The 21,283-nt window shown below is 64.6% G+C and carries 19 protein-coding genes; 13 read left to right on the top strand and 6 right to left on the bottom strand.

Annotated elements, in window-relative coordinates:
• Nucleotides 1–28 precede the first annotated feature (28 nt).
• Entirely contained in the window at nt 29–1,090 is a 1,062-nt protein-coding gene (locus O0881_RS12870) for a sugar phosphate isomerase/epimerase (protein ID WP_289911586.1), read from the bottom strand.
• 139 nt (nt 1,091–1,229) lie between these two features.
• Here O0881_RS12870 and O0881_RS12865 point away from each other — a divergent pair, with 139 nt between their 5' ends.
• Nucleotides 1,230–1,829 carry a TetR/AcrR family transcriptional regulator gene (locus O0881_RS12865; protein WP_289911585.1) on the top strand — a complete coding sequence of 200 codons (600 nt, stop codon included), beginning with the start codon at nt 1,230–1,232 and terminating at the stop codon, nt 1,827–1,829.
• A 37-nt stretch (nt 1,830–1,866) separates the two neighbouring features.
• Here the strand turns inward: O0881_RS12865 and O0881_RS12860 are convergent, their stop codons facing one another.
• Entirely contained in the window at nt 1,867–2,238 is a 372-nt protein-coding gene (locus O0881_RS12860) for a flagellar basal body protein (RefSeq protein ID WP_289905510.1), read from the bottom strand.
• 168 nt (nt 2,239–2,406) lie between these two features.
• Between O0881_RS12860 and O0881_RS12855 the strand changes: the two genes are divergently transcribed.
• The 6 genes from O0881_RS12855 (at nt 2,407) to O0881_RS12830 (ending at nt 8,381) form a co-directional block, all read left to right on the top strand.
• Complete coding sequence (locus O0881_RS12855) at nt 2,407–3,594, top strand: CocE/NonD family hydrolase (RefSeq protein WP_289911584.1); 1,188 nt, start codon at nt 2,407–2,409, stop codon at nt 3,592–3,594.
• 111 nt (nt 3,595–3,705) lie between these two features.
• Nucleotides 3,706–5,211, top strand: coding sequence for an NYN domain-containing protein (locus O0881_RS12850; protein ID WP_289911583.1), 1,506 nt, complete (start codon nt 3,706–3,708; stop codon nt 5,209–5,211).
• Nucleotides 5,212–5,347: 136 nt separating this feature from the next.
• Nucleotides 5,348–5,965, top strand: a complete 618-nt coding sequence (locus tag O0881_RS12845) for a hemolysin III family protein (protein ID WP_152282767.1) — start codon at nt 5,348–5,350, stop codon at nt 5,963–5,965.
• Between the two features lie 91 nt (nt 5,966–6,056).
• The gene (locus tag O0881_RS12840; RefSeq protein WP_289911582.1) at nt 6,057–6,938 is read left to right on the top strand and encodes a LysR family transcriptional regulator; all 882 of its coding nucleotides are present in this window, start codon (nt 6,057–6,059) and stop codon (nt 6,936–6,938) included.
• Nucleotides 6,939–6,947: 9 nt separating this feature from the next.
• Nucleotides 6,948–7,187 (top strand): hypothetical protein, encoded by a 240-nt coding sequence (locus O0881_RS12835; protein WP_289911580.1) that lies wholly within the window; start codon nt 6,948–6,950, stop codon nt 7,185–7,187.
• Between the two features lie 141 nt (nt 7,188–7,328).
• A complete protein-coding gene (locus O0881_RS12830) occupies nt 7,329–8,381 on the top strand; it encodes a hypothetical protein (RefSeq protein WP_289911578.1) in 1,053 nt (350 codons plus the stop codon).
• 135 nt (nt 8,382–8,516) lie between these two features.
• Here the strand turns inward: O0881_RS12830 and O0881_RS12825 are convergent, their stop codons facing one another.
• A complete protein-coding gene (locus tag O0881_RS12825) occupies nt 8,517–11,393 on the bottom strand; it encodes an EAL domain-containing protein (protein ID WP_289911576.1) in 2,877 nt (958 codons plus the stop codon).
• Between the two features lie 154 nt (nt 11,394–11,547).
• On the bottom strand, nt 11,548–12,318 hold the full coding sequence (locus O0881_RS12820; protein ID WP_289911575.1) for a transferase spermidine synthase: 771 nt from the start codon (nt 12,316–12,318) through the stop codon (nt 11,548–11,550).
• Between the two features lie 154 nt (nt 12,319–12,472).
• Here O0881_RS12820 and O0881_RS12815 point away from each other — a divergent pair, with 154 nt between their 5' ends.
• Both O0881_RS12815 and O0881_RS12810 read left to right on the top strand, forming a co-directional pair.
• Complete coding sequence (locus tag O0881_RS12815) at nt 12,473–12,748, top strand: hypothetical protein (protein ID WP_034757372.1); 276 nt, start codon at nt 12,473–12,475, stop codon at nt 12,746–12,748.
• 37 nt (nt 12,749–12,785) lie between these two features.
• Nucleotides 12,786–13,937: a GGDEF domain-containing protein gene (locus tag O0881_RS12810; protein ID WP_289911574.1), complete on the top strand. Its 1,152-nt coding sequence runs from the start codon at nt 12,786–12,788 to the stop codon at nt 13,935–13,937.
• Between the two features lie 6 nt (nt 13,938–13,943).
• Here the strand turns inward: O0881_RS12810 and O0881_RS12805 are convergent, their stop codons facing one another.
• The gene (locus tag O0881_RS12805) at nt 13,944–14,273 is read right to left on the bottom strand and encodes a hypothetical protein (protein ID WP_289911573.1); all 330 of its coding nucleotides are present in this window, start codon (nt 14,271–14,273) and stop codon (nt 13,944–13,946) included.
• Nucleotides 14,274–14,568: 295 nt separating this feature from the next.
• Between O0881_RS12805 and O0881_RS12800 the strand changes: the two genes are divergently transcribed.
• The 4 genes from O0881_RS12800 (at nt 14,569) to fdhD (ending at nt 18,954) form a co-directional block, all read left to right on the top strand.
• Entirely contained in the window at nt 14,569–15,651 is a 1,083-nt protein-coding gene (locus O0881_RS12800) for an ionic transporter y4hA (RefSeq protein WP_099664517.1), read from the top strand.
• 164 nt (nt 15,652–15,815) lie between these two features.
• Entirely contained in the window at nt 15,816–17,273 is a 1,458-nt protein-coding gene (locus O0881_RS12795; RefSeq protein ID WP_289912227.1) for a Ppx/GppA phosphatase family protein, read from the top strand.
• A gap of 93 nt (nt 17,274–17,366) precedes the next feature.
• Complete coding sequence (locus O0881_RS12790) at nt 17,367–18,059, top strand: hypothetical protein (protein WP_354670214.1); 693 nt, start codon at nt 17,367–17,369, stop codon at nt 18,057–18,059.
• Nucleotides 18,060–18,126: 67 nt separating this feature from the next.
• On the top strand, nt 18,127–18,954 hold the full coding sequence (fdhD, locus tag O0881_RS12785; protein ID WP_289911571.1) for a formate dehydrogenase accessory sulfurtransferase FdhD: 828 nt from the start codon (nt 18,127–18,129) through the stop codon (nt 18,952–18,954).
• Here the strand turns inward: fdhD and O0881_RS12780 are convergent.
• A complete protein-coding gene (locus tag O0881_RS12780; protein WP_289911570.1) occupies nt 18,930–21,254 on the bottom strand; it encodes an FdhF/YdeP family oxidoreductase in 2,325 nt (774 codons plus the stop codon). The two genes, fdhD and O0881_RS12780, sit on opposite strands and share 25 nt — an antisense overlap.
• Between the last annotated feature and the right edge of the window lie 29 nt (nt 21,255–21,283).

Raw genomic sequence — 21,283 nt, 5'->3', positions numbered from 1 at the left:
CCTTGTATTGATTCAGTTAATTAGTTGATTAGTTGTGCGTGATGCCGAGTAGGGTATTGATCTGCTGCGCGCTGACGGGGGCTCCGGCGAAGTCGTCGAAGATCTTGTCGGTCACAGGAATGATGTGGGCGTTGATGAAGGCCACGCCTTCACGCGCACCCACTTCCTGGTCCTTCAGGCAGCATTCCCATTCCAGCGTGGCCCAGCCCGCGTAGTCGTTTTGCGCCATCTTCGAGAAGATCGCCTTGAAATCGACCTGGCCGTCGCCCAGCGAGCGGAAACGTCCGGCGCGGTTTTCCCACGACTGGTAGCCGCCGTAGATGCCTTGTCGTCCCGTCGGATTGAATTCCGCATCCTTCACATGGAACATGCGGATATGGTCCTTGTAGATGTCGATGAATTCCAGGTAGTTCAATTGCTGCAGCACGAAGTGGCTCGGATCGAACAGCATCTTGCAGCGCGGGTGACGGCCCACGCGCTCGTAGAACATCTCGAAGCTGATGCCGTCATGCAGGTCTTCGCTCGGGTGGATCTCGTAGCACAGGTTGATGCCCTGTTCTTCGCACACGTCGAGGATGGGCAGCCAGCGGCGCGCCAGTTCGTCGAAGGCCGCCTCGATCAGGCCGGGCGGGCGCTGCGGGAACGGGAACAGGTAGGGCCAGGCGAACGAGCCGGAAAACGTGCCCATGTCGGTCAGACCCAGGCGTTTCGAGGCCATGGCCGCCAGTTTCACTTGCTCGATGGCCCACTCGGTGCGCGCCGCCGGCTGGCTGTGCAGGTGTGCCGGCGCAAAGCTGTCGCACAGCGCGTCGTAGGCCGGGTGCACGGCGACCAGCTGGCCGAGGATGTGTGTCGTCAGTTCGCTGATGACCAGGCCATGGCTGGCCAGCATGGCGACGAGGTCATCGCAGTATTGCTGGCTGTGGGCCGCTTGCGCCACGTCGAACAGGCGTGCATCCCAGGCGGGAATCTGCAGGGCCTTGAAGCCCATGCCGGCCGCCCACTCGGCGATGGCGGGCAGGGTGTTGAAGGGCGCCGTATCGGCGGCGAATTGTGCCAGGTGCAGGCTTGGTCCTTGGATGGTTTTCATATCGGCTCCTATTGTTTGTCGATCGACAAAGAATAGGCGAAATTTGCAGCGCGGTCAAGGCCGTGATGCAAAATAAATGCGGAATCGGTATGGCGTGCAGGCGTTATACTGGCCGCCAGTTTGCAAGCAGAGGATGAAAATGGCAGGAAGACCGAGGGAATTTGACCGCGCGCTGGCGCTGGCAAAAGCGCGCGATGCGTTCTGGACGCGCGGCTACGAAGGCGTATCGATGGCCGACCTAGTGGCGGCGCTGGGCATCGCTTCGGCGCGCATCTATGCGGCGTTCGGCTCGAAGGAGCAATTGTTCCGCGAAGCCGTGGAACTGTATGAAACGGGCGAGGGCGCGTTTGCCGTGCATGCGCTGGCGGCCAGCCTGAACGTGCGCGACGCCGTGGCGCGCATGCTGGAAGAAGCCGTGCTGCTATATACGCGCAGCGGCCAGCCGCAAGGCTGCATGGTGGTCACGGCCGCCACGAATACGAGCGCGGACAACGCGGGCATCGCCGACTGGCTGGCGCAGCACCGCCGCGCGCGCACGCAGGCCGTGATCGAGCGCCTGCGCGCGGCGCAGCTAGCGGGAGAATTGAAAGAGGAGGCGGACGTGCAGGCGCTGGGCGACTATTATGCGGCGCTGCTGCATGGCTTGTCGGTGCAGGCGCGCGACGGCATTCCCGCCGAACGGCTGCTGGCGCTGATCACGCCGGCGATGGCGCCCTTGGCGCTGGAAATGAAAAATTAGACTATCTTGCCGATAGTCGCCGTGGATGTTTGCTGCATCAGGTCTTGACGTCGATCAGGCTGCCCAAGGCCTGGTCGGCCGCCTTGACGACATTCGCCGATAAATTAAAACCGGCCTTGTAGACGAGGTTATCCGTCAGTTCTGACGCCAGGCCCACGCCGTTCGGCCGGCTTTCGGCCGCCTTGGCCGCATTCGCACTGGCGCCGCTGACGCTTTCGCCGGCGGCCAGCTTGCGTCCTTCTACGGAGAGGGTGACGCCCGTGCCGGCCGGGCTGGACTCCTGGAACTCGGCTTGTTGCGGCTGGAAGCCCGGCGTATTCGCATTGGCGATGTTATTGGCGGCCACATCCAGCGCGCGCTGGTTGGCGGTCAGCCCCGAGGTACCGGTGGTGAGGGCGGATATGGACATGGCGGCTCCTTCAGAATGCCTCTAGTTTACTCCCATGCGGGCGCTATGTGGTTGGTGCAAGGCAACATTTTTCCGCGTCGTCGATGACCGCAAAAAAAGTTACCCATCCATAATGTTTTAATATTGTCCTGCGCCCTTTCACTGCCTAGACTGGCTGGGAAATCTCGCATGGAGCCTGCCATTTCCCCCCTCGTACGCCGCCTTTGCCTGGCTTTGCTGCTCAGCTGGTCTTGCCTGACCCTGCAAGCCCAGCCTGCTTCTGCCTCACTGCCGCTCGATGCGCGCCTGAACGAGCAAATCATCATGGTGCCGGCCGGCGACGGCTTGCGCGACGTGCTGGAAACAACCGTGTTCCGCCCCGCCGGCCCCGGCCCGTTTCCCCTGTTGCTGATGAATCACGGCAAGCAGGCCGGGCCGGCGAAACTGCAGGCGCGCGAGCGCTTCATCTATATGGCCGCTGAATTCGTGCGCCGCGGCTATGCGGTGATGCTGCCCATGCGCGCCGGGTTTGCGCGCTCCACGGGCGCCTACCGGGATTTCGGCTGCGACATGCTGGGCAACGCCCAGGGCCAGGTGCGCGACGTGCTGGCCGCGCTCGCGTATGCGCGACGCCAGAGCTGGGTCGACCCGGAACGCATCGTCGTCGCGGGCCAGTCGTACGGCGGCATGGCGGCGCTGGCGCTGGCCACCCGGGTGCTGCCCGGCGTGCGGGGCGTGCTCAATTTTTCCGGCGGCCTGCGCGTCGACATGCCCGGCTGCGACTGGCAAGGGGCGCTGGCCAAGTCCTTCGCCACCCTGGGCGCCTACAACCACATCCCCAGCCTGTGGCTGTATGGCGCGAATGACTCGTATTTTTCGCCGGCGCTGGCGCGGCGGCTGTTCAATTCCTTTACCGGTTCCGGCGGCCGGGCGCAATTGCTCGCCTATGGCCCGTTCAAGCGCGACGCGCACCTGACCCTGGGCAGCCGCGACGGCGTGGCCGTGTGGCTGCCCGCCACCGAGCGCTTCCTGCAGAAAATCGGCATGCCGGTGCGACAGGTCTACCGCGTGGCCGATGCGCCGTCGCCGCCCGCCACGCATTTCGCGCCGCAGGATGATATCGCCGCCGTGCCCTACCTGGAAGAGCAGGGGCGCGCCGCCTACCGCGTCTTCCTGGAGAAAACCGCGCCGCGCGCCTTTGCCCTGTCGGCCAGCGGTGCCTGGGGCTGGGCCGAGGAGGGTGAAAGCCCCGATGTGCGCGCGCTGGCCTCGTGCCAGCGGCGCAGCAGCCTGCCGTGCCAGCTGTATTCGGTCGATGAAAGCGTTGTTTGGCCGCTCGCCGGCGCCAGCGCAAGCGCCGCCGGCGGCGCGCAATAGGCCGCCGCGCACGATAGTTGTCGCCGAAACGGGGGATGGGCGAATATACTAGGCGAAAAGGGAGGCGTTGCGCTTCCCGTCCGCCCTTATCATCAGCGAGAATTCACCCTTATGGCGTCATCCCCAGAAAACCTCAGCATGGCCGTGTTTTGCGACTTCGAGAACGTCGCGCTCGGCGTGCGAGATGCAAATTACGAAAAATTCGATATCAAGCCCATCCTGGAACGCTTGCTGCTCAAGGGCAGTATCGTTGTCAAGAAGGCATATTGCGACTGGGACCGTTATAAAAGTTTTAAGGGCACCATGCATGAAGCGAACTTCGAACTGATCGAAATTCCCCACGTGCGCCAGTCGGGCAAGAATTCGGCCGACATCCGCCTGGTGGTCGATGCGCTGGACCTGTGCTACACCAAGGCCCACGTCAACACCTTCGTCATCATCAGCGGCGATTCCGATTTTTCGCCGCTCGTGTCGAAACTGCGCGAAAACGCCAAGCAGGTGATCGGCGTGGGCGTCAAGCAGTCGACCTCCGACCTACTAGTGGCCAACTGCGACGAATTCATTTTCTACGATGACCTGGTGCGCGAAAGCCGCCGCACGGCCGCCAAGCGCGACGCGCGCGATACGCCTGCCGCCAAGCGCTCGCCGGACGAGGAAGTGCGCCGCAAGGAAAAATACGAGTCGCGCAAGACGGAAGCGATCGAAATGGCTGTCGAGACTTTCGACGCGCTGGTGTCCGAGCGCGGCGACAGCGGCAAGATCTGGGCCTCGATGCTGAAGGAAGCGATCAAGCGCCGCAAGCCGGACTTCAGCGAGTCCTATTACGGTTTCCGCACCTTCGGCAACCTGCTGGAAGAAGCGCAGACGCGCGGCTTGCTGGAATTTGGCCGCGATGAAAAATCGGGCGCCTATGTCTACCGCAGCAGCGGCCTGGTGGCCGTGCCGGCTGCCGTGAACGCGGATACAGCCAACGAGGCCGGCGGCGAGACCGGCGTGGCGGCGGAAGAGGGCAATCACCGCGAAGGCGGCAGCCGCCGCGATTCGCGCCGCAATGGCCGTGGCGGCCGCAAGCAGAACGAGCAACGCCGCGGCGAGTCCGCGCCACAGGCCTTCGTGCCGGTGGCTGACGCCGAAGCCGTCATCGTCGAGCAGTATGCGCCTGCCCCGCAGCCGGAAGTGCAGCATGAAGTGGCCGAAGCCGCCGCCGAAGCGGTGGCCGAGGTGGTTGCAGAAGAGGGCAACGCCAAGCGCGGTTCGCGCCGCAATGGCCGCGGTGGCCGCAAGAATGGCGATGGCGCCCGCGAAGCGCGCGCCGAAGTCGTCGCCGTCGAGGTGGCGCCGGTGGTGGAAGCCGTGCCTGCGCCTGAGCCGGTAGCCGAAGTGCCGGTGGAAGCCGCCGCCGAAGCCAAGCCAAAGGCCAAGCCGCGTACGCCGGCCCGCAAGGCGGCTGCGGCGAAGAAACCGGCCAAGAAGGCGGCAGAAGCTGTGGTGGAAGCTGCGCCTGTCGTTGAAGCGGCGCCGGTGGAAGTGGCTGCCGTGGCGGAAGACAAGCCGGCCAAGGCGCCGCGCAAGACGCCGGCGCGCCGTCCTGCGCGCAAGAAGGCGGAAGCTGCCTGATAGCCTGAGCGGCAACAAGCGGGGCGGCAAGCGCATGCGCCCCCGCTTTTCCGGCCCCTGCCTTGCGCAAACCGCGCACCCCGATCTCCCCAAGCGTGTACGATGAGCCTGTTTTTAACGCGGCGGGCGGTCAAGCATGTACCACGGTGAACGGTTCAACAGCATTTCCCATACGGTGGGCGCCGCGCTGGCGGCCATCGGCGGCGTCATCCTGATCGTCGCGGCGGCCCGCACGGGCGACCCCTGGAAAATCGTCAGCTGCAGCGTGTATGCGGCCATGCTGCTCACGCTCTACCTCACTTCCACCCTGTACCACAGCGTGCGCGGCAAGGCCAAGGCCGTGCTGCAGCGGCTCGACCACTGCGCCATCTACCTGCTCATCGCGGGCACCTACACGCCCTTCATGCTGGTGACCCTGCGCGGGCCGTGGGGCTGGTCGCTGTTCGGCGTCGTCTGGGGCCTGGCCTTGTTGGGCATCGTGCAGGAATACGTGTACGCGAAAGGCGCGCGCATCCTATCGCTGGTGATTTACGTGGCCATGGGCTGGCTGATCGTCATCGGCATCAAGCCGCTGCTGGCGGCGCTCGAGTGGAACGGCTTCCTGTGGCTGGTGGCAGGCGGGCTGTGCTACACGGGCGGCATCGCTTTCTATGCCACCGACCACAAGCTGCGCCATGGCCACGGCATCTGGCACTTGTTCGTGCTGGCCGGCAGTAGCTGTCATTTTATCGCCATTTTGTTCTACGTTGCCTGACGTTATCCCTTGCCATCACTGTTGCCATGATTCCATTATAATGGCGCGATATGTGAAAATAGCGCAACAATGCGGCAATAATAAGGCAACAATGGATATCAATTCGGACGACCTGAAAATCTTCGTCACCGTCATCGACAGCGGCACTTTGAGCGCGGCCGCCGTGCACCTGGGACAAACCACTTCGGGCGTCAGCCGCGCCCTGTCGCGCCTGGAAGACAAGCTGGCCACGTCGCTGCTGACGCGTACCACGCGCCGCATGGAGTTGACGGAAGAGGGACAGCTGTTCCTGGACAAGGCGCGCGCCATCCTCGCGTCGATGGAAGACGTGGAAGAGTCGATCCGCATCCGCCGCCAGAAGCCGGCCGGGCGGCTGTCCGTCGATGCCGCCTCGCCCTTCATGCTCCATTGCGTGGTGCCCCACGTGGCCGAGTTTCGCGCCATGTACCCGGACATCCGCCTGGAGCTGACCAGCAACGACCAGATCGCCGACCTGCTCGAGCACCGCACCGATATCGCCATCCGCATCGGCGCCCTGGTCGATTCGACCCTGCATGCGCGCCCGCTCAGTGCCAGCCCGCTGCACGTGCTGGCTACGCCCGCCTACCTGGCGCGTCACGGCGAACCCGCCACGCCGGAAGCGCTGTCCGGCCATGCGCTGCTGGGTTTTGCGCAATATGAACTGGGGAATAACTGGCCGCTGCGCCACGAAGCGGGCAACAGCCTGCAGATCGTGCCGGCGCTGGCCGCGTCCAGCGGCGAAACCCTGCGCCAGCTGGCGTTGCACGACCAGGGCATCGTCTGCCTGTCCGACTTCATGACGAAGGACGACATCGCGGCCGGCCGGCTGGTGCGGGTGCTGCAGCTGTTTTACACGGGCTACCGCCAGCAGATCCACGCCGTCTACTACCGCAACACGCAACTGGCGCAGCGCATCAGCTGCTTCCTCGAATTCCTGCAACAGAAACTGTAAGGCCCGGACATGAGCGCACATGGCATGCAATGCCCCACCTGCGACGAATATGGCGACCTGGTGCACGCCACGGTCCGCAAGACGGGCCAGCAAGTGATCGTCTGTACGGAATGCGATTTCGTGTGGCCGCATCCGGAGCAGGACATTGATCCGGCGCATGCCACGGATGTGGCTTCCCTGCTGGCGCAATCCGGCCTGGACGACGACTGGGACGAGCTCGAACTCGGGACAAGGGTGCCTGCCCGATAGCCCGTGATGGCTGCCCAGCGCAGCATCAGCGGTATCTGGCATTCCCGCAGCAACAGCTGCAGTGGTCACGTGAGAATGTACGTATTTCTTATCAGATCAGACATGTTAGCATGTTGAAACTTAATACATTGCAAAAAAAGCATGAAAAAACCTCTTTTCCTGATTGTCTTGCTGTGTGCGTCTAGTTCCGGTGCAGCCGAGATCACTTACGCTGGCAAGGCGGATTGCCGCGTTGCAGAGCATGCGCGGGTTGCCGGGCACGTGGCGTACTGGAGTGGTGCCTGCAAGGAAGGCTATGCCAGCGGACCTGGTGCATTGCAGTGGAGCAAGGACGGCAAGGCGACGGAACGCTATGAAGGTGTGTTGAGCGAGGGGAGGCCGGAGGGCGAAGGCATCGCGCAGTGGGCGGATGGTAGCTTGCATAAAGGCAACTATCAGAGTGGCATGCTGGAAGGCCCTGGCCTGATCGTATTTGCGGACAAGGCAAAGATGACCGCCACATTCGAGCGCGATACGCCAGCCGGTCCCGTGACGGTGACAGCGCGAAATGGCAACCGCTATGAGGGGGGCTGGCAGAATGGTCCGGAAGGCAGCGGCAGCATGACATTTGCGTTGGGCGGCATCTACCGGGGCGCTTGGCACGAAGGGCATCCTATGGGGGACGGCGAAATATTATACCCGAACGGACAAGTGCTGAAGGGACGCTTCCATGGCAGCTTTCAGCTGATGCAACAGCCTGGGGAGCTTGCGACACCGAGGCTGTATGACATCAAGCAGAAAGACGGATACATCGGCTCGAATATTCCGCCGGTTGTCAGCAGCGGTCATGTCGTACCGCCGGAAAAATCGTATGCCGAGTTGACGGGGGAGCAGCAAATGCTCATCAAGCGCCATTACCCCGTGTTGCAGGATGATGATGTGCCGCCCTATCCGGAAAAGGGCCAGCTGTCCGTGTTTCGCGCCATGCGCCATCTGATTTCGTATGGGGGCATTACTGGTGTTTTGCGTGCCAATGTCAGTATCAACGAAAATGGCGTGCCACAGAGCGTCGCCATGCTGGAAAGTCCCGACAGCGAGGCTACCAGGCTGGCAGCGTCTGTCTTCATGCTCACCAAATATACGCCAGGCCGATGCGCGGGCCAACCCTGCGCGATGGTGGTGCCGTTCAGTTTCTCGCTCAGTTTCATGCAGTAGCGTCGCTGGCGGGCCACAACTGCTGCATGCCTGTCATTTTGCATGAGTGAGATGCATACATTGCTGAAATAGTTTCCATTGTTCACTGCTGCAGGGCTGCCGATAAGCCGGACGCATGATGCTGAAGGGCCTGATTCAGGCGACCACGCTGATGTCGCTGCGCAGCAGCTGTTCCACTTCATGGGCGGGCAGCGGCCGGCTGAAATAATAGCCCTGCGCCTCGTCGCAGCCATGGCGGCGCAGGTAATCGAGCTGCTCCGCCGTTTCCACGCCTTCGGCCACCACGCGCAGCTTCAAATTGTGCGCCAGGGCGATGATGGAGACGACGATGGCCGCGTCGTCCGCGTCGCGCGCCACGTCGCCGACGAAACTGCGGTCGATCTTCAGCACGTCAATGGGGAAGGTGCGCAGGTAGGCGAAGCTGGAATAGCCGGTGCCGAAGTCGTCGATCGACAGCTGCACCCCGAGCGCCTTCATATCGTGCAGCTGGCTGACGGCCAGCGCCACGTCGTGCATGAACAGGCTCTCCGTCAGTTCCAGTTCCAGGCAGGCGGGCGGCAAGCCCGTTTCCAGCAATACGTCGGCGATCGACGCGACCAGGTTCGGCTCGTTGAACTGGCGCGCCGACAGGTTCACGGCCAGGCGCAAGGTGTCCAGTCCCGCCGCATGCCAGCGTTTCACCTGCGCGCACGCTTCGCGCATGACCCAGGCGCCGATCGGCACGATCAGGCCCGTATCCTCGGCCAGCGCGATGAAGCGCTGCGGCGCCACCATGCCCAGGTCCGGATGCTGCCAGCGCAGCAGCGCTTCCACGCCGACGATGCGCCCGCTGGCAAGGTCCACCTGCGGCTGGTAATGCAGCACGAACTGCTCGCGTTCCAGGGCGTTGCGCAGCGCCGTCTCGATGCGCAGGCGCTCCAGGGTGGCCTGGTTCATGGCCGTCGTGTAGAACTTGATGTTGTTGCGGCCCTGTTTCTTGGCGCAGTACATGGCGATGTCGGCCTGCTCGATCAGGTTCTGCGTCTCGCCATTCAGGGTCACGTCGCCGGGCGCGTCGTAGCGCGACATGTCGTAGACGGCCACGCCGATGCTGCAGGTGACGAAAAATTCCTTGCCGTCCAGCAATACAGGCTGCGCCACGGCATCCATCACGCGCTGCACGATGGCGCCGCTGAGCACTTCGTCGGCCTGCTCGCACAGGATGGCGACGAATTCATCGCCCGACAGGCGCGCCACCGTGTCGCTTTCGCGCAGGCTGGACTGCAAGCGCGTGGCGATGGTCTTCAGCAGCAGGTCGCCCGCCTTGTGACCGAGGCTGTCATTGACGAACTTGAACCGGTCCAGGTCGATCAACAGCACCCATAATGCGCGGTTCTTGCGGCGCGACAGGGCCATCGCTTGCGCCAGGCGGTCGCGCAGCAGGGCGCGGTTGGGCAAGCCCGTCAGTACGTCGTGGTGGGCGATGTGCTGGATTTGCTGCTCGGCCAGCTTGCGTTCCGTGATTTCGGACCCCGTGCCCCGGTAGCCGCGAAAGTCGCCCAGCTCGTTGAACAGCGGCTCGCCATTGATGCTGAACCAGCGCAGCTGGCCATCGCGGTCATGCATCGCATATTCGAGGTTGGAAAAGGGCAGGTGGGCTTCCAGGTTGGCGATGTGCTGCTTGCCCCAGCGCGAATTGCGCATTTCCGGGTTGTTGTCCCACCGCGTCATGCCGATGAAGCGTTCCAGCGGCATGTTCGACTTGTCCGTGAAACCGCTGGTGATGTGGGTGAAGCAGAAGTTGGCGTCCTGTTCCCAGTACCAGTCCGAGGACAGGGCCAGCAGGCGGCGGAAGCGCTTTTCGCTTTCCTGCAAGGCGCGCTCCGTGCGCTGGCGCGCCCGCACGTCGGCGCTGAGCAGCTCATTGCTGCGTTTCAGGTCGGCCGTGCGCTGCTCCACCAGCAATTGCACGCGGCGCGAGCGCTGCGTCAGCGATTGCACGAAGGCGGCCGTCAGTACGCTGAACAGCAAACCCGTGATCAGGGTGAACAGGGAGCCCAGATGGTCGGCCAGGAAGGGGCGCGGATGGGCCACCACGCGCACATGCCAGGGCCGGCCGGCGGAAACGAAGGCCCGGTCGTAATGGCTGTGGTAGGCAAAGTGCAGCCAGCGGGGCAGCGATTCCCAGGCGCCGCCCGGTTCGTCGGCGGGCGCCTGGCCATGCCGGAAGATCAATTGGCGCGGGTCGGCGCCGGCGTCCGCGTAGACGCTGAGTTCAAGCTGCGAGTCGCCCAGCAGGTCGGCGCCGGCGAGGATTTTCTGCACCAGTTCCCCGGCGCGCACGATGACCGCCGTATCGCCGATCAGCGCCGCGCGCCGCTGCTGTATCGTTTGCAGGGGCACGCCGTGGCGGTACACGGGGCGCACGATGACGAAGCCCCGTTGCGGCCCTTGCGCCAGGGCCAGCAGGCCGGTGGCGGTGGTCTGGCCGCTGACGATCGCCTGTTCCAGCGCGCGCGCCAGCACGCCGCTCGGGCTGACGTTCAGGCCGAAGGCGGGGCGGTTGCCCTGCAGGGGTTCGAGGTAGTCGACCACGAGGTAGCTGGCGCGCGTCGTCGCCGGCACGACGACGCCGTCGCGCATTTCCGTCATGGCGTAGTCGGGCACGATGCGCCGCAGTTCCGTCTCGAAGGCGGCGCGCTGCGCATGCGGCACGATGCGGTGGAAATTGAAGGCCTGGATGAACGGATGGCGTTGCAGCAGCGGTGTGGTGAAGTCGTGGAACTGTTCCCGGGTGACGGGCACGACGGCGGCAAACAGCTGGTTTGTTGTCGTCAGCACCTCGACCGCGTCGTCGAGCCCCTGCTCGATGGCGGCCACCCTGGCGCCGGCGCGCTGCTGCAGGCTCAGGCCCATCTTGTCGTATTCGAGCTGGCTGATGGCGGCAAACAGCACGGCCGTCACGCTGACGCCGCAGGCAAAGGTCAGCGCGGCCGCGGCGGAAATCGACAATGGCAGGCGGCCACGCAGCATGGTTTTTCCTATCTCACTTCATGGACACTTGGGTTCGGCGGCGCCTGCCGGCCCCACGCAGGCGGTAGTTTGTCATAAACCACATCCATCATGCGGATTTTGCACCAAATTACTGCCAATAAGCAACAATATCTATGACCGGGGAAGACGACTTTCAGTCGCTGCCCGCGCCTGACCGGCGGCGCAGGCGCCACAACTGCCATGCCGGCAGCCAGCGGTTCAGGAAAGCCAGGCCGCATACCCGGCGCCAGCGTACCAGGTGCACCACGCGCACGGCGCGGCCGTCGGCGCCTTGCCCGGGCCTGGCGGCGAAGATGATGCGGTTATTGCCGGCGATGCCGTCGAAGTGGCACACGGCGCCGCGGAAGGTGAGCATCAGGCGCGCCAGCATGGCGGGGTAGTGCTCGTCATAACTGAACAGGTTGGCCACCAGCACGCCGCCGGGCAGCAGGGCGCGCAGGCAGTCCGCATAGAAGCGCGCGCTGCCGAGGGCCGGCGGCAAGCCCGTTTCGTCATAGCCATCGAGCAGCAGCACGTCGGCGCAGCCCGGATGCTGGCGGATATAGCTGACGGCGTCCGTCTCGATGATGCGCAGGCGCGCGTCGTCGGGCGGCAGCATGAATTGCTCGCGCAGGGCGATCACGTCGGCGCGCAGTTCCAGCACCGTGATGCGGGTATCGGGCAGGTGGCGGTGGCAGAATTTCAGCAGCGAACCGCCGCCCAGCCCCACCATCAGGATGTGGCGGGGACGGGGCACGAACAGGGTAAAGCACATCATGGCGCGCGCATAGCGCAGCAGCAGATGGTCGGGGCGCGACAGCAGCATTTCGCTCTGGATCATGCCGGGCTGGAATTCCAGGCGGCGCCGGTCGCCACAGGTTTGCACCTGCGGGGCAAGCGGGGTGGTGCTTCTGTTTTCCGGCATGGGACGACTTCGCTGAGTGGACTGGGGGAGATGCTTTGTTGCATTCAGAGAAATCTGATAAGCTCCCGTGAGCATACCCGATTAATCCGCGCCGAGCATGCGTATATCGGCGCGCGGCGGCACGGCCGCGCAGTCGGGCACCATGGAGACAAGCATGTTTTTGGATCACCCCATCATTACGGCGACGAACAGTTTTACGGAGCCCGACCGCATCGAGCGCTTGACGCGCGTGTACGGCTACGCGGCGGCGCTGGCCGACCAGGCCGCCAACGTCGGCTTCATTGAAAAAGTGGCGCAAATCCACGACCACAAGGGCACTCTCATCGTCTTCTGGCACGAGGCGCCCAGCGAGGTGGAAAAACAGTATTTCGTGCAGGCGTGGGCCAGCAAGATCGGCGACGGCAGCACCAATGTCGAACACGAAATCTGACCTGGCCTGCCGCGCCTGCGCGGCGACGGCGTAACCCATGGATATCAAGACCCTGGTACTGGCCCTGGCGCTCGGCAACCTGAGCCTGTGCGCGGCCCTGTTCTTCTTCGAGTATGAGCGCAAGAAGTCGCTCAGCATGTCCACCTGGGCGGTAGCCAAGCAATGCCAGGCCGTGGCCTGGTGCTTGCTGTATTTCCGCGGCGTGCTGCCCGATTTTCTCTCCATCTTGCTGGGCAACAGCCTGCTGTTTGCCGGCATGGCGCTCGATGCGGGCGCGCTGTGGCAGGCGGCCGGGCGCAGCGGCTGGCGCCGCACCGTGCTGCCGGCGCTGGGGCTGTCGGTGGCGCTGTTCGCCGCCTGCTATCTGTTCGACGTGGCGCCGCTGCTGCGCAGCGCCGGCGGTTCGCTGATCGTGGCCGGCTTTTTCCTCGCCGGCGTGGCGGCCTTGTGCCTGAAATGGCGCGAGGCAAGCATGCTGCGCCGCTTCCTCGTCGTCAGCATGGGTATTTTGTCGCTGCTGATCGCCGCGCGCGGCGTGCTGGCCGCCGCCGTGCCCGGTTTCGATGCGGAATTGATGCAGCTGGCCGGCTTCGGCGCCCTGTACCTGATGATGCTGACGAACGCTTTCGGCTATCTGCTGCTGTCGCGTGAAAAGCTGGGCGGCGAACTGGCGCGCCTGGAAGTGCTCGACGCGGCCACGGGCGTGCCGAACCGGCGCGGCTTTTACCAGGCGCTGGCGCCGTGGATGGCGCTGGCGCGCCGGCCTGGCTTGCCGACGGCGCTGGTGGTGCTCAATATCGACCACTTTAAGAGAGTCAACGACAGCTACGGCCACCCGGTGGGTGACGCGGTGCTGAAAACCATCGTCGACACCTGCCGCCAGCAATTGCGCGACAGCGACCTGATGGGCCGCCTGGGCGGCGCCGAATTCGCCATCCAGCTGCCGCGCACGACCCTGGCCGATGCGCTGATGGTGGCCGAGCGCATCCGCGCCGCCGTCGAAGTATTGCCCGTCAAGACGGAGCGCGCCGTGCTGCAACTGACGGCCAGCCTGGGCGTGACCACCATCCGTGCCGAAGACAGCACCGTCAGCCTGTTCAAGCGGGCCGACGAGGCGCTGCAGGCGGCCAAGCAGGCGGGCCGCAATCGCGTCGTCGAGGCGCCAGGCGCCAGTACGCTGGACGTGTAAGCCCGCTTACTTCTTGCGCGAGCCGAGCCAGCTGGGTTCCTTGCCGCATTCCTTGGGCAGGAACAAGGCATCGAGGCCGGGATCGCAGCGATGGTCAGGCGCCTTCATCGGTTCGACGGTCAGCCATTCGCTCTTGGGCAGGATCTTTTCTTCGCGTGGTTCCACGGGCGGCGCGGGCGGCAGGCTGTCTTGCCACCTTGGCTCTGCGGTCGGCGCGGGCGCGGTGGCCCAGTTCGCGTCGACCTGCGCTGGCGGTGTGTCCGCGTGTGCGGCGGCGCTCAGCAAGCTGCCCGCGAGGATGAACGCACGCATGGCGGCGCTGTTTACGGAAATCATGGTCTGTCCTTGGTCGGTGCCGCGAGGGCGGACCTGGCATTATGATGCCAGCCGGAAGCAAAAACACAAGAAAATTGCAACGGCATGTTACCAAAGGGACTATAGTTACTGGTAGCAAGCAGGTGCATCACAGCAAGGCGCTCGAACGGTGAGCAAGGCGCGGGGCGCCGCTGCCCGAACGTGTGCATTCCCTAACTTTCATTTAAGCTAAGCAAGTTATGCTATCGAGCGCACGCCAGGCTGCCCTGTGCCGTCCGCACCGCAGTTCCTCTTTCTTACTCTTGCCAGGCCCATAATGAAAATGCTCAAATCCCTGCCTGTATGGCCGCTTGCCGCCCCCGTTGCCGGCTGGCTGTTCCTGTTCGGTTCCACCTTCAATGTCGGCGGCGCCTACCAGATCCTGCTGGTGGCTGGCCTGATCGGCAGCGTGCTGGCCGCCGTGTACCACGCGGAAGTGGTGGCGCACCGCATCGGCGAACCGTATGGCACCCTGGTGTTGGCGCTGGCCGTGACCCTGATCGAGGTGGCGCTGATCGTCTCGCTGATGCTGGCCGGCGGACCGGAAACGACGGGGCTGGCGCGCGATACCGTGTTTGCCGCCATCATGATCATCCTGAACGGCATCGTCGGCATCTGCCTGTTGCTGGGCGCCGGGCGCCACCGCGAGCAGAGCTTCGGCCTGCTGGGCGTGAGCGCTTCGCTGGCCACCCTGGCGGCCATCGCCGTTCTGACCCTGGTGCTGCCGAACTACACATCGAGCGCCGCCGGCCCCTTCTACAATTCCAGCCAGCTGATCTTCATCGCCGTCATTTCCCTGGTCCTGTACGGCACCTTCGTGCTGGTGCAGACGGTGCGCCACCGCGATTACTTCCTGCCCAAGGAAGCCGTCGGCGATGAAGAGGTGCATGCGGCGCCGCCCACGCCCACCGTCGCCTGGGTCAGCGCCGGCGCGCTGCTGGTGTGCCTGGGCGCCGTGGTGTTGCTGGCCAAGTCGCTGGCACCCGCGCTGGAGACGGCGATTGCCGCCATGGGTGCGCCGAAAACCCTGGTCGGCATCGTCATCGCCGCCATCGTGCTGCTGCCAGAAGGCCTGGCCGCCGTGCGCGCCGCGCGCGCGAATCGCCTGCAAACGAGCTTGAACCTGGCGCTCGGCTCCGCGCTGGCCAGCATCGGCCTGACTATTCCGGCAGTGGTGGTGGTGTCGCTGGCCACGGGCCTGACGATTACCCTGGGTCTCGATATCAAGTCGACGGTGCTGCTGCTGCTGTCGCTGATGGTGGCTACCCTGTCGCTGGGCACGGGCCGCACCACGGTCATGCAGGGTACGGTGCACCTGGTGATTTTCGCCGTTTATTTATTTACCACCATCGTGCCGTAAGCGCCACGGCTGGCCGCCGTTTTGTCACAATCCTGTCACGCCGCTGTCATACGATGAGGGTAGTGTGGTAGGATTTTTAAATCGTTTAAATGATTTATATAGTTTAGTAACTGATTTTGCCAACTTTTTCAGTTGGCACAGTAATGACAAGACAAGAGGCCAGTATGTATGCAGCGGTGGACCTGGGGTCCAACAGTTTTCGTTTACACGTCGGCAAGCATGATGGCGACACGATCCGCGTGGTCAAGAGCGTGCGCGACCCGATACGCCTGGCTGCCGGCCTGGATGCCAATGGCGACCTGACCGAGGCGGCCATGCAGGGCGCGCTGGCCTGCCTGCAGCGCTTTCGCGCCATTCTCGCCGGCTTCGAGCTCGATGCCGTGCGCGTGGTGGCCACGTCGGCCATGCGCGTGGCGCGCAACGGCGCCGTCTTCCTGCCGCTGGCCGAGCAAGCCATCGGCCATCCGATCGAGATCATCTCGGGCGAGGAAGAGGGACGCTTGATCTACATGGGCGTGGCCAATGCGCTGGCCATTCCCGGCGAACGCCGGCTGGTGATGGATATCGGCGGCGGCTCGACCGAACTGATACTGGGACGCGGCAACGATATCGAGCGCGTCGAGTCCTTCAGCCTGGGCACCGTCAAGCAAAGCCTGTCGTTCTTCATCGGCGGGCGCATCGACGCGCCGTCGTTCGAGGCGGCCATCCTGTCGGCACGCAGCCATTTCGAGGATGCCGCGCCGCCGTACCGCCCGCAGCACTGGAAGACGGCCTACGGCTCTTCCGGCACCATCCGCACCATCGCCGACATCATCGCCCGCAACAAGCTGGGCGACGGCTTGCTCACGAGCGCCAGCCTCGATGCGCTGGCGCGCCGTTTCATTGAACTCGGTCACACCAGCCGCATCGACATGCCCGGCTTGCGCCCCGACCGCGCCAGCACCATCGTCGGCGGCCTGGCCATCTTGATCGGCCTGTTCCGCGAACTGGCCATTCCAGTCATGACGCCGATCGAGGCGGGTCTGCGCATGGGCGTGATGTGGGATTTGTACCTGCGCTCGACCAAGCGCGACCGCCGCGAACAGTCGGTGCAGGGCTGCATGGAGAAATTCCATATCGACCAGCAGCGCGCCGGCAGGGTGGCCGAGCAGGCGCTGGCCATGTATGCGCAGCTCAAGCCCACGTCCGACGCCCTGGTGAAATCCCTGCGCTGGAGCAGCCTGCTGCACGAGGTGGGCCTGGCCGTGTCGCAGACGGGCTACCACAAGCATGCATCGTATATCGTGGAGAACGCGGATTTGCCCGGTTTTACCACGCGCGAACAGAAGACCATGAGCCGGCTGATCCTGGCGCAGAAGGGCAACTTGCGCAAGATCGGCGAAGTGCTGTCCGACCCCGATTTTGCCAAGGCCGTGCTGGCGCTGCGCCTGTCGATCCTGCTCATGCATGCACGTATCGAAGCCGATTTCAGCGAACTGCGCCTGCGCATGAAGAGCCGCATCGAACTCGATATCAAGCGCGGCTGGGTGGCGCACCACCCCACCGTATCGTTCTGGATCGAGAAGGAGCAGGAATTCTGGGATGAGGTCGGGGTCGATTTCACCATCCGCGCCAGCGCCTAGGAGGTCATGTCGTGCACATGACTTGATGTGCAGCAAGCAAGATTTCAAAAAACAGTATATATTGTTTATATTAATTACTAGATTGGAAAATCCATGACTAAAACCGTCCCAGCGAAAAAAGCCGACAGCGCGCCCGTATCGATGTTCCCTACCAGCGCTTCGATCAATGCGGCAGCGGCCAAGGCCGCCCCGGCTGCCAAGCCCGCCGCTAAACCAGCTGCGAAACCAGCCGCCAAGCCTGTGGCAAAAGCCGCCGTCAAGCCGGCAGTCGCCAAGCCAGTGGCAGCCAAACCAGCGGCGGCCAAGCCAGCCGCGGCGAAGGCGCCAGCCGCCAAGCCGGTAGCGAAGGCCGCCGTTGCCAAGCCTGCAGCCAAAGCCGTCGTCAAAGCCGCCGTCAAGCCGGCAGCCAAGCCAGCCGTGAAAGCTGTCGCCAAGCCTGCGGTGAAGACCGTCGTCAAGCCGGCCACGAAAGCCGCCGCCAAACCGGTAGCCAAGGCGGCCGCCAAGCCTGCGCCAGCGAAAAAAGCGCCGGTCGCCAAGGTCGCCGCCGTCAAGGAAAAAGCCCGCAAGCCGAAACTGGTGCGCGACAGCTTCACCATGCCGGAAGCGGAATACGAAGTCCTGGGCCAGGTCAAGAAAGCCTGCTTGAAGGCCGGTTTCGAGATCAAGAAAAGTGAATTGCTGCGCATCGGCGTGGCGCTGATCAGCCAGATCGACCTGGCGACCCTGCAAAACGTGCTGGCTGGCCTGCCGCAGCTGAAAACGGGCCGCCCGAAGAAGGATTGATGGCGCGGGCAGGGGCCGCCCCTGCCTGTCCATTCTGGTTTACCATGGGGCCTGTGATAGTTCCCCCATGGTTGCCATGTCAGAAGATACAGATATCGAACGCGCCGGCTTCGTCGAGCGCGCCATCGTCCGCCACCAGGCGGGCGTCTCTACCCCAGCCATCGACCGCGTCGCCGAGGAAGTCCCCGTCGCGCTGGTCTTCAATGGCATTTCCCACGTCGTCATGATGGCCACCCCGCGCGACCTGGAAGCGTTTGCCTATGGCTTCGCGCTGACGGAAGGCGTGGTCGCTTCCGCCGGCGCCATCTTCGATTGCGAAGTGTTCCTGCGTCCCGACTCCGCCGAAGTGGCTTTGAGCATCGCCCAGGAGGATTTCGTGCGCCTGAAGGACCGGCGCCGCCAGCTGACGGGCCGCACGGGCTGCGGCGTGTGCGGCATCGACAGCATCGAGATGCTGGACTTGCAGCCGCAGGCGCTGCCGCCGGCCCTGATCCTTGTCGACCTGCCGGCCGCCCTGGCGCGTGCCTCCGCCGGCTTGCGCGCGCACCAGGCGTTGATGCGCGAAACGGGCGGCGTGCATGCGGCTGCGTGGTGCACGCCCGACGGCGATATCGTGCACGTCTTCGAGGATGTCGGCCGCCACAATGGCCTGGATAAACTGATCGGCCATTTGGCACTGAGCGGGGCGGACATGCGGCGCGGCTTCGTCTTCCTGTCCAGCCGCGGCAGCTACGAGCTGGCGCGCAAGGCGGCGCGCATGCAGATTCCGCTGCTGGCGACGATTTCCGCCCCCAGCTCGCTGGCCATTTCCATCGCCACGCAGGCGGGCATGAAGCTGGTGGGTTTCTGCCGCCAGGATGCGTACGTCGATTACACGCCCGGCATCACCTTGTAGCTTCCGCTGCGCTCCAGCAAAACTGGCACGGACTTCGACGTGGGCGTGCCGGCGCCGTCCGCCGTGCTGGCCAGCGGCACCAGCGCATTCGTCTCCGGATAATACGCGCCCAGGCAGCCGCGCGGGATGTCGTAGGCGACGAGACGGAAGCCGTCGGCGCGGCGCGCCACGCCATCGTCCCAGGCGCCGATCAGATCCACCAGCTCGCCATCGGCAAAGCCCAGCATGGCGATATCTTCCTCGTTGGCGAAGACCACCTTGCGCGTGCCGTACACGCCGCGGTAGCGGTCATCCATGCCGTAGATGGTGGTGTTGTACTGGTCGTGCGAGCGGGTGCTCATCAGGACCATCAGGCGCTCGCCATGACGCTGTTTCGCGCGGTGCAGCGGCGTATCGAGGTCCAGCGGGGCGACGAGGAAGCTGGCCTTGCCGCTGGCCGTCTTCCACACGCGCTCGCGCGACGCCACCGTCAGGTGAAAGCCGCCCGGCTGCGCCACCCTGGCGTTGTAGTCATAAAAATCGTCGAACACCTTTTCGATGTCGTCGCGGATGCGCGCATAGTCGGCCGCATAGGCGCGCCAGTCCACCAGGGCGCTGCCCAGCGTCGCTTCGGCCATGCCGGCCACGATGGCCACTTCCGAGCGCAGTTGCGGCGAAGCGGGCGCATTGCGGCCGTACGAGATATGCACCATGCTCATCGAGTCTTCCACCGTCACGCCCTGCGCCACGCCGTGCTGCAAGTCGATTTCCGTGCGCCCCAGGGTGGGCAGCAGCAAGGATTCCTTGCCGATGACGAGATGGCTGCGATTGAGCTTGGTGGCCACCTGCACCGTCAGCGCGCACTGGCGCAGCGCGGCAAAGGTCAGCGGCGTGTCCGGCGTGGCGGCGGCGAAATTGCCGCCCAGCGCGATGAACACTTTTACCTCGCCGCGCTGCATGGCTGCGATGGTGGCCACCACGTCGTGGCCATGCGCGCGCGGCGGCTCGAATCCATACACCTGGCCCAGGCGGTCGAGGAAGGCCTTGGTCGGCTTTTCCTCGATGCCCACCGTGCGGTCGCCCTGCACGTTCGAGTGGCCGCGCACGGGGCACAGGCCGGCGCCCGGCTTGCCGATCTGGCCGCGCAACATCATCAGGTTCGACAGCATGCGGATGGCCGCCACGCTGTGCTTGTGCTGCGTCAAGCCCATGCCCCAGGTGGCGATGATGCGCTGGCCCTTGACGAAGATGTCCGTCAATGCCTCGATCTGCGCGCGCGCCACGCCCGACTCCCGCAGCAGCAGGTCCCAGCTTTCCAGGCGCAAGTCGTCGCGGAAGGCGTCGAAGCCGCTGCAATGTTCAGCGATGAAGGCATGGTCGACGACGGCAGGCCTGCCTGCCGCCAGCGCCGCATCGTCATGTTCGACGACGCGCTTGGCGACGGCCTTGATCAGGGCGAAGTCGCCGCCCAGGGTCGGCTGGACGAACAGGCCGGCCAGGCGCGTGCTGCCCAGGGTTGCCATTTCCAGCGCGCTTTGCGGGTCCATGAAGCGCTGCAAGCCCCGCTCGCGCAGGGGATTGATGGAAACGATGCTGCCGCCGCGGCGCGCGCAGTCGCGCAATTCGCCCAGCATGCGCGGGTGGTTGGTGGCGGGATTCTGGCCGAAGATGAGGATGGTGTCGGCCAGCTCGAAGTCGGCCAGGGTCACCGTGCCCTTGCCGATGCCCACGGTGGCCGGCAAGCCGCGGCTGGTCGCCTCGTGGCACATGTTGGAGCAGTCGGGGAAGTTGTTGGTGCCGTACAGGCGCGCCATCAGCTGGTACAGGAAGGCCGCCTCGTTGCTGGCGCGGCCCGACGTATAGAACGCGGCCTGGTTCGGGTCGGGCAGGGCGCGCAGGTGGCGGCCCACAAGGGCGCAGGCGTCACCCCAGGAGATCGGCACGTAGCGGTCGCTGGCGGCGTCGTACACCATCGGCTCCGTCAGGCGGCCATGCTGTTCTAGCGCGTAGTCCGACTGTGCCAGCAACTGCGTGACGGTATGGCTGGCGAACAGTTCCGGGCCGGCGCGGCGGCTGGTCGCTTCGGCGGCGACGGCCTTGGCGCCGTTTTCGCAAAAGGCAAACGTGGAAGCGTGGTCGCGGTCGGGCCAGGCGCAGCCGGGGCAATCGAAGCCGTCCGGCTGGTTTTGCGCCAGCAGCGCCTTCAGGTTGCCGGGCGCGACGCGCTCCTGGCGCAGGCTGATGGCCACGTGCTTCAAGGCGTCCCAGCCGGCGGACGGCCTGGTGTAGGGCGTGATGTGCGGTGCGTCCTGGTCTTTCATGGGCTCTTTCGGCTGGGCGAGTGTGGTAA

It is taken from the genome of Janthinobacterium sp. SUN100 (assembly GCF_030397705.1).
GTDB lineage: Bacteria > Pseudomonadota > Gammaproteobacteria > Burkholderiales > Burkholderiaceae_D > Janthinobacterium > Janthinobacterium kumbetense.
Note: the sequence above shows the minus strand (reverse complement) of the source record. Positions and strands in the feature narration are given on the sequence as shown.